9 protein-coding genes are annotated in these 7,847 nt (G+C 66.3%); 4 read left to right on the forward strand and 5 right to left on the reverse strand.

Translation table 11 applies throughout. The features are described from left to right. Window positions 1–2: 2 nt before the first annotated feature. Entirely contained in the window at window positions 3–926 is a 924-nt protein-coding gene (locus tag K3M35_RS15670) for a helix-turn-helix domain-containing protein (protein WP_307718228.1), read from the reverse strand. Window positions 927–1,123: 197 nt separating this feature from the next. Between K3M35_RS15670 and K3M35_RS15675 the strand changes: the two genes are divergently transcribed. Together K3M35_RS15675 and K3M35_RS15680 are read left to right on the forward strand one after the other, a co-directional pair. Then, window positions 1,124–2,098, forward strand: a complete 975-nt coding sequence (locus K3M35_RS15675; protein ID WP_024101012.1) for a cyclase family protein — start codon at window positions 1,124–1,126, stop codon at window positions 2,096–2,098. Window positions 2,099–2,106: 8 nt separating this feature from the next. Continuing rightward, window positions 2,107–3,765 carry a class I adenylate-forming enzyme family protein gene (locus K3M35_RS15680; RefSeq protein WP_064061022.1) on the forward strand — a complete coding sequence of 553 codons (1,659 nt, stop codon included), beginning with the start codon at window positions 2,107–2,109 and terminating at the stop codon, window positions 3,763–3,765. A gap of 150 nt (window positions 3,766–3,915) precedes the next feature. On the opposite strand, the gene K3M35_RS15685 is transcribed toward K3M35_RS15680, so the two are convergent. From K3M35_RS15685 to K3M35_RS15695, 3 genes are read right to left on the reverse strand one after another with little or no spacing between them, the layout of a single operon-like run. Next, window positions 3,916–5,346 (reverse strand): MmgE/PrpD family protein, encoded by a 1,431-nt coding sequence (locus K3M35_RS15685; protein ID WP_220666662.1) that lies wholly within the window; start codon window positions 5,344–5,346, stop codon window positions 3,916–3,918. Further along, complete coding sequence (locus K3M35_RS15690; RefSeq protein WP_064061020.1) at window positions 5,343–6,179, reverse strand: cyclase family protein; 837 nt, start codon at window positions 6,177–6,179, stop codon at window positions 5,343–5,345. Before K3M35_RS15690 ends, K3M35_RS15685 begins: the two co-directional genes overlap by 4 nt. Continuing rightward, on the reverse strand, window positions 6,176–6,472 hold the full coding sequence (locus tag K3M35_RS15695) for an HpcH/HpaI aldolase/citrate lyase family protein (RefSeq protein ID WP_232512266.1): 297 nt from the start codon (window positions 6,470–6,472) through the stop codon (window positions 6,176–6,178). The genes K3M35_RS15690 and K3M35_RS15695 overlap by 4 nt, the downstream gene beginning before the upstream one ends. A 140-nt stretch (window positions 6,473–6,612) precedes the next feature. On the opposite strand from K3M35_RS15695, the gene K3M35_RS15700 reads away from it, so the two are divergent. Next, window positions 6,613–6,927 (forward strand): hypothetical protein, encoded by a 315-nt coding sequence (locus K3M35_RS15700; RefSeq protein WP_138941538.1) that lies wholly within the window; start codon window positions 6,613–6,615, stop codon window positions 6,925–6,927. A gap of 113 nt (window positions 6,928–7,040) precedes the next feature. Here the strand turns inward: K3M35_RS15700 and K3M35_RS15705 are convergent, their stop codons facing one another. After that, window positions 7,041–7,292 carry a DUF6480 family protein gene (locus K3M35_RS15705; protein ID WP_006552118.1) on the reverse strand — a complete coding sequence of 84 codons (252 nt, stop codon included), beginning with the start codon at window positions 7,290–7,292 and terminating at the stop codon, window positions 7,041–7,043. 230 nt (window positions 7,293–7,522) lie between these two features. Between K3M35_RS15705 and K3M35_RS15710 the strand changes: the two genes are divergently transcribed. Further along, window positions 7,523–7,732, forward strand: a complete 210-nt coding sequence (locus K3M35_RS15710; RefSeq protein WP_064061018.1) for a hypothetical protein — start codon at window positions 7,523–7,525, stop codon at window positions 7,730–7,732. Window positions 7,733–7,847 lie beyond the last annotated feature (115 nt).

A 7,847-nucleotide genomic window follows, 5' to 3' on the forward strand; every position in this document is an offset into this window, starting at 1 on the left:
GGTCAGGGACCGCGGTCGAGGTCTGCGCCTCGGTACTGCATGAGATCCAGGGCGTACTCCACGTAGAGGCTCGCTACCTCTTCCGGACTCATCCGCCCAACGGGTCGCCACCAGGTGGGGAGAGCAGTACACATCGAGACCACTGCGCGAGCAGCGTCCTCGGGGTTTCGGACCCGGAACGATCCGGCGCGCACGGCGGCCAGCACCTTCTCGTCGACGACCGCCTGCTGCCAGTTCCTCTTGTTGGCGATGATCCGCCGGTTCTCCGTTGTGAGAGAACGCATCTCACTGGCACCGATGAACCCGAGTTCGCGGCGGTGCGTGTGGTACAGCGCCAGGTTCTCGATCAACAACGTGAAGACCGTGACGGGATCCCGGCCGGCCCCTTCGGCGAGTGCGCCGCGTGTGCGCTGCTCCAGATCGTCCATCGTCGCCTGATAGATCGTCATCAGGATGTCCTGCTTGCTGGTGAAGTAGTTGTAGATCCCCGGAACCGACAGGCCGCATCGCTTGGAGATCTCGCGCATGCTCGTGCCGTGATACCCCACGGCGAGGATCTCCTCGAGCGCGGCCTGGAGCACGGGTGCCAGCGACAACGGTTCGTACTCCCGCCACTGCCGACACGCTTCGACCTGCCCGGGTGGGTCGGACCGGGTCGCAACGAGGGTTTCCGGTTCCTCTGCGGGTGCCGTGAGCGCCGCCCGACCGGCTTCGAGGATCTCCGCCGGCCTCACCCCGAGTGCATCGGCGATGCGGTTCAAGCGATCGACGGTCAGTCCGGTCTTGCCGTTCTCGATCTGGCTCAGGGTGGCCGGGCTGACGTCGATGCACCGGGCCAGGCCTCGCAGCGTCATGCCGCGCGCGATCCGTACCTGGCGCAAACCGGCCCCGACCGACGCCGACCTGTCGACCGAAACCGCACTCACCGACAACTCCTGTGTTTGAAATAGCTGAACACCGACCATTCGGCCCTCGACCGTTCCGGGCAGCGTATCCACTTGCACGGCTGTCTCGCAGCGATTTTCGCGAAAATATCGACCCGTTGACGTCGACAGGTGTGACGTGCACCATAGTCGACACCGAGCGTGTGCTCGCTCCCGCTGTTTACCCGATGGAGGACAACATGACCGAGGTCGACGCTCCCGCAATGCGCGAACTGCTCGGAGAGAACGCGCCGAGCAATTGGGGCAAGTGGGGACCCGACGACGAGCTGGGTGCACTGAACTACCTCGACGCAGCGGAGGTTCTGCGCGGCGTCCAGCACGTCAAGTCGGGCGAGACCTTCACGCTCCAGATCCACATGGGACGCGCCGAGAGCCCCGGCGACCCGCTGTGGCCGGGTCGTGAGGGGATCAAGCGGCAGAACGTGCTCGATGAGAGTTCCTGGGACGGCGACGGGGCTCCGGCCTTCCCGGGCGGCCTGCACTACGCCGACGACACGGCCTTGGTCTTTCTCCAGGGATCGACCCAGTACGACGCACTCGGACACGTCTGGTACGACGGCAAACTCTGGAACGGGTACGACGCCCGCAGCACCGTCGGAGGAATGGACAAGGCCTCCGTCCTCCCGATCGCAGAGAAGGGCATCGTCGGCCGCGGCGTCCTCATCGACATGGCCCGCCATCGCGGGAAGCCCTATCTCGACAAGGGTGAAACGTTCGACCACCGCGATCTCGAGGAAGCTGCGACCGCCCAGGGCGTGACCATCGAGCCGCACGACATCCTGATCATCCGCACCGGGTGGCTCAAGTACTGGTACGAGTTGAACAACCCCGAACAGTTCTACGACGGATTCTGCGAGCCCGGCCTCACCTATTCGCCCGAGCTCGTCGAGTGGTTCCAGGACAAGGAGATTCCGAACCTGGTGACCGACACGATCGCCAACGAGGTGACCTACGACCCGCAGAGCGGCGTCGCGCTGCCGTTGCACTGCGCCCTGATGCGCAATCTCGGTGTCACGCTGACGGAGATCGCCTGGCTCGACGACCTCGCCGACGCCTGCGCCGCGGACGGCCGCTGGAGTTTCCTCTACACCGCCGCCCCGCTGAAGATCGTCAACGGCACCGGCGCCCCGGTGAATCCCATCGTCATCCGCTGAGGCGAACCATGACCATCTATGACGACAAGGTGTGGTTGTCGCAGTACGACGCTGCGCAGCGGCAACCACGCACGATCGAATTCGACGACGCCCTGGCGATGTTCCGGGCGACCGTCGAACGCGATCCGGACGCCGACATCATCCGCTACTTCGACGGCCGGATCACCGCAGGTGAACTCGACGAACTGAGCGACGCATTCGCCGCCGGAATCCTCGACGCAGGGTTCCAGCCGGGTGAACGGGTCGCGATCTATGCACAGAACGTGCCCCAGTTCGTCATCGCCCAACTCGGAACGTGGAAGGCCGGCGGTATAGCGGTGTCCGCCAACCCGATGTACCGCGAACGCGAACTCGAGGAGATCCTGCGCGACTCCGGTGCCACGGTCCTGGTCGCGCTGCAATCCCTCTACACCGACGTAGCAGCGAAGGTCGTCGAGTCGACCGACGTGCGCACCGTGATCACGACATCGGAACTGGAGTACCAGACTGCGAACAGCGGCACCCTCGCCGACGTCGAACACGTCGAGTGCGCGGGCACCACGGACATGGCGGAGATGCTCACGGCCTTCCGTGGCCGAACCGTGCCGCCTGCCGAGATCGGCCCCGACACGGTCGCTTTCCTGACATACACCTCCGGGACCACCGGCCCACCGAAGGGCGCGATGACAACCCACCGCAACGTGGCGTTCAACGCGCAGACCTACCGGGACTGGATCGACATCGGTCCAGACGACGTCGTCCTCGGCGTCGCACCGCTGTTCCACATCACCGGGCTCGTCGGCCACATCGCCCTGTCGCTGCTGACCGGTGCACCGCTGGTGCTGATGTACCGCATGGATCCGGCCGACACCATCGAGACGATCGAAAAGCAACGCGCCACGTTCACCGTCGGATCGATCACGGTGTTCATCGCGTTGATGAACGCCCCGAACGCGAGCAAGGAGGCCTTGGCGAGCCTGACCAAGATCTACTCCGGCGGAGCGCCGATCCCACCGAGCACCATCGCGGCGTTCGAGGAGCGATTCGGCCACTACATCCACAACATCTACGGCCTCACCGAGACGACCTCCCCGTCCCACGGGGTGCCGCTCGGCAGGCGGGCACCGGTCGACGAGCTGACCGGAGCGACCTCCGTGGGCGTGCCGGTCTACGACACCGTCGTGCGGATCGTCGACGACAACGGCAACGACCTTCCCCCGGGCGAGGTCGGGGAATTCGTGACGGCGGGGCCGCAGGTGGTAGCGGGGTATTGGAACAAGCCGGAGGCCACCGCGAACTCGATCCCGAACGGCGTGCTGCACACCGGCGATGTCGGCTACATGGACAGCGACGGCTGGTTCTACATCATCGACCGCAAGAAGGACCAGATCAACGCCAGTGGCTACAAGGTCTGGCCTCGCGAGGTCGAGGACGTGCTCTACGAACACGACGCCGTTCGCGAAGCAGCGGTGGTGGGTGTACCCGACGAATACCGCGGGGAGACTGTCAAAGCTTTCGTCAGCCTCCGCCCCGGAGCCACGGTCACGCCCGATGAGCTGATCGCGTTCACGAAGAAGCGACTGGCGGCCTACAAGTGCCCACGCTTCGTCGAGATCATCTCCGACATCCCCAAGACGGCGACGGGCAAACTGCTGCGCCGCGAGCTACGAACGGCGACACCGTCCTGACGATGGTCGCAGGGTCCCGCGGCCACATGCGCGATCCATAGGGGCGCTGCGCCGAAGGCGGGTCTTCTCGGTACAAGAGCTACCGAAGAAGGCCCGCCTTCTCGCGTGCCGGCCGGACGGCACACCATCACGATCCGCACATTGCGTGGATCAACCGCGCACGGTCGCCATCAGGGCATCGAGTGGCTCGGCGGCGGGGAGCGCCAGCGCGGCTCCAGCGACCTCTACGGCGCTCTCCGGCGACAACCGTCCTTCGACGTTGAGATCGAACTTCATCGTGAGCTCGTCGTCGGAGAGCGGGTTCGCCGGACCACCCCGGTTATAGTCGACGCGAACCTCGTGCCAGGAACCGTCCCGCGTACGTACCCGGAGCACCGCCGGGAACTGATGTGGGTAGATCTCGTCGCAGCGGTCGTCGCTGTAACTCGTGACCAGCCGCGCGAGTTCGAGTGTGCGCGGATCCTTCGCGGCAGCGTCGGTGAAATCGGCGTGTCCCACACCGAGTCCCGAGCCACCGAGCAGTGCCCGTGCGACGGTGAACGGGCCCGAGAAGACCGCGTGGTAACCGGATTCGGGAGCAGCCTTCGATGCCGGGGGCTCGGCGATCGTGCGTAGTACCGGCTTCGGTACGCCGAGTTGGATCTCCACGATGTCGGCCGGGTCCAGACCGTCGCGGACGAGCGCCCGCGCGGCGTCGATGCCGGCGTGGGTGAAGTGGTTGCACGGGTAGGGCTTGAAGAAGATGCCCGGCAGTTCCCAGTGCTCGCCCAGTCCGTCCAGCACCTTCGCGGTGTCGGCCCGATCGCCGCAGAAGGCGTGCAGGAATCCGAAGCGTCCTTCGATCACGGTCGGCGGTCCGGTGAGCCCGGCGCGAGCAAATTCTGCCGAGGTGACACCGGAGTGTGCGGCCCATCCGCAGTGCGGCCGCTTGACCGTGCCGCCGGTGCGGTTGGCTTCGAGCAATCCGGCACCGAAGCTCGCGGCGATGCCCATGGCGTCCGCGATGCCTTCGGTCTCGAGTCCGTAGAGCATCGCTGCGGCGGCAGCCGAACCTACGGCACCGCAGATGGAGGTTGCGTGCTGGCCACGTTCGAAGAATTCGGAGTTGCCGAGTTCCTCGTCGTAGCCGCCCATTCCCAGGCGGACCACGATCTCGACACCCACACCCGCAGCGTCGAGAACGGCTGCACCGGAGGCTCCCACTGCTTCACCGACGGCGAGCGCCGCCGGGATCACCGAAGCGGACGGGTGCAGCACCGACGGCAGATGGGTGTCGTCGGAATCCATCGAATGGGTGAGTGTTCCGTTGACGAGCGCGGCGGTGGCCGCCGGGAACCGCTCTCCGGTGCCGATGCCGGTGGCCGCGGCTGCGCCCGACCAGTTGCGTGCCACCTCGGTGACGACGCGAGCGGACGGCTGGTCGTGCGCCGCGAGGGAGTTTCCGAGCAGGTCGAGCACCCGGCGCGCGACGTCCTTGCGCAGTTCTGCGGGCAGTCCCGTGGTGCGGATGTCGGCGGCGAGGGCGGCGAGCCGGCCGACGACCGTTCCGATCAGGTCGTGTCGGGTCTCGGTGCTGGTCACGAGGCCACCACCGCGACGGGGCGAACGGGCGAACCGGTGCCGCCGGTGATGCGCAGCGGTGCCATGACGAACGTGAATTCGGTCAGGCCGCGGGCGCTTGCATCCTCGAGGTCGAGGTGCTCGATGATGTGGATTCCGTTCTCCACCAGCATCACTCGGTTAACCGGAAGAACACTGTGCCCCTTGCCCGCCGGGATGTGTTCGAAGGCGGTCGTGTCTGCACCGGCGGCCGCGATGCCGCTGGCCGCGAGCCACCGGCCCGCACCGACATCGGCGCCCGGAACACCGTCCTGCTGGCCGAGATAGCGTTGCGGATCGTCGAAGTACCGGGCCCATCCCGTACGGATCAGCACGACATCACCGCGGCGCGGTGTCACACCGGCGGCGTCGGCCGCATCGCGCAGGTCCTGTTCGGTGACCGCCTGCCCCACGTCGAGGGAGTCGACGCCGCGGACCCGTGCGACATCGAGGAGCAGTCCACGGCGAAGCATGAAGGGAATGGACTCCGCGCCGAGCTGGGAGAATTTTCCACCGCGCTGGGCTTCCTGGGCGTCGATGCCGCCGTGCAGCTTGCCCTCGTGGCTGACGTGGGAGAGCGCGTCGACGTGGGTGCCGACGTGTCCGCCGGTCACGATGATCTCGTTCGATGCCGATCCGCCGTCGGGTCGCACCATGTCGCCGTGCCGGAGGATGAGCGTCATCCGGAATCCGGGGTGGTTCGGTGAGCAAGGCATACCGGTCGTGTGGGGATGTCCCAGCTCGACGATGTCGACGTCGGTGTCGACGACCGCATTCAGCAGTGCGTCGGGACCGGTGATGGTTTGTTCGGTCATGATGTGGCTCCTCGTACTGTGATGGCCGGGGCTCGGTCGAGTACGACGCGAGCATTCGCAACGACCGCCGGGTCGATGAATCTGCCGTTCTCGTCGAGAACCGCGGTCTCCCCCGCCGCCGAGGACGCGGACGCGTCGTCAACGATGCGCTGCGCGCGCTCTCGTTCCTCGGCCGAGGGCGTGTAGGCCTCGTTGACAATGTCGATCTGCTTCGGGTGGACGACGGAGCGTCCGAAGAATCCTTGGATGCGGCCGACTCGGGACGATTCCGCGAGCCCGGCCAGGTCGCTCACGGCGGTCCAGATACTCTGGATCGGCGACGACAGTCCCGCTGCGCGTGCGGCTGTGACGATCCAGCGCCGGCGAATCCCACGCCGACTATTTCGACCGGCTCTTCGGCACGTCCTACCGCGCCTGGGTCGAGCGCGACCGCGTGATGGTCGCGGGCCTGCAGGCGGTCAACTACGACGACAAGCTCAGCGCGCGGTGGACAGCGCTGGTCACCGATCTCAACGGCCGACTGGCCGCGCAGATGAGTAGGGACGCCGACGCCGGGGAGATCACTCCGCTGTCGGACGACCACGAAGGCCTCGTCACGACCCTGACCGACATGATCGTCATCGCCTTCTTCAAGGACCGATCACTCAGGCCGTCCGAAGCCGAGTCGAGACGGATGCTGGCCAACGTGAAGACGGTCTGGCTCGGAACATGGGGTGCGCCGAACCCGCCGTCGCATCGAGTCGACTGATACGGCGGCGTGCTATCGCCTTCGTGGCGTGATGCGACCGGTCCACGCCCCTCTCTACTACCGGGAGGCAGTTCGCTTTTCCGCTACCTCTTCACCTTCGTTTCGTCGCGCGCTCAGAACAGCCCGACTGCTCGGATGATCAGACCGACGGCCACCACCAGAACCACGATCACCACGATCGCGATGGCGATGAGGGCCCCGGCACTGCGGCGCTGCGGCGGTTCGTGTTGCGGACCGCCCACAGCAGTCTCGGCGGGCGGAGTATCTCCGGGCGCCACCCCGCCCCCGGGTTCGAGACCAGGAGTGTTCGCGGGATCGGGGTTCTGCGGGTCGAACTCGGACGCGTCGGGATTCTCGTCAGCCATACTCTCCTGTACCCGATTATCGGCGAGCAACGCGTCGACTTTTCTTCTTCGCAGCGCCGCACCTGCGAGTGCGCGGGGTACAACGTCTGGGACAACGGTTCGATGATCCCGGAATCGACGTGGCCGCCGATACGCCGGGATAAGCTGACAACGGCCGAACAATACACCGCTGCAGGCTCCGGGAGCCGGTAACACCGCTGCTCCCAAGCCTTTTGACCTCGGGAGGAATCATGACCGACCCACAGCAGGATCCGAACAAGGACGAAGGTGAGGAGGGCCCGGCGGACGGCGGTGCAGCCGGCGTCCCGGGCGTTCACGATGGCGGAGCTGACGGGGGTGCCGACGGGGGCGCCGATGGTGGAGCCGACAGCGGCGGTGACGGCGGAGCCGACGGCGGGGCTGACGGAGGTGCCGATGGCGGAGCCGACGGAGGCAGCTAGCCTCAAACTTTCGTCTGGCTAGGCTGACCTGCGGATAAGTCGTAGGTGGCTGCGTTGTCGGATGAAGGCATGAGGGATCGCCGGCGCTGCGTTCGCCGGTTCTCCATGATTGCTC

This window comes from Rhodococcus sp. DMU2021 (assembly GCF_019641445.1).
In the GTDB taxonomy this organism is placed as follows: domain Bacteria; phylum Actinomycetota; class Actinomycetes; order Mycobacteriales; family Mycobacteriaceae; genus Rhodococcus; species Rhodococcus pyridinivorans.

What these genes read in the sequence shown, in the direction of transcription:
- K3M35_RS15675 (WP_024101012.1), top strand. Translation starts at nt 1,124, where the DNA reads ATGACCGAGGTCGACGCTCCCGCAATGCGCGAACTGCTCGGAGAGAAC.
- K3M35_RS15710 (WP_064061018.1), top strand. Translation starts at nt 7,523, where the DNA reads ATGACCGACCCACAGCAGGATCCGAACAAGGACGAAGGTGAGGAGGGC.
- K3M35_RS15680 (WP_064061022.1), top strand. Translation starts at nt 2,107, where the DNA reads ATGACCATCTATGACGACAAGGTGTGGTTGTCGCAGTACGACGCTGCG.
- K3M35_RS15690 (WP_064061020.1), bottom strand. Translation starts at nt 6,179, where the DNA reads ATGACCGAACAAACCATCACCGGTCCCGACGCACTGCTGAATGCGGTC.
- K3M35_RS15705 (WP_006552118.1), bottom strand. Translation starts at nt 7,292, where the DNA reads ATGGCTGACGAGAATCCCGACGCGTCCGAGTTCGACCCGCAGAACCCC.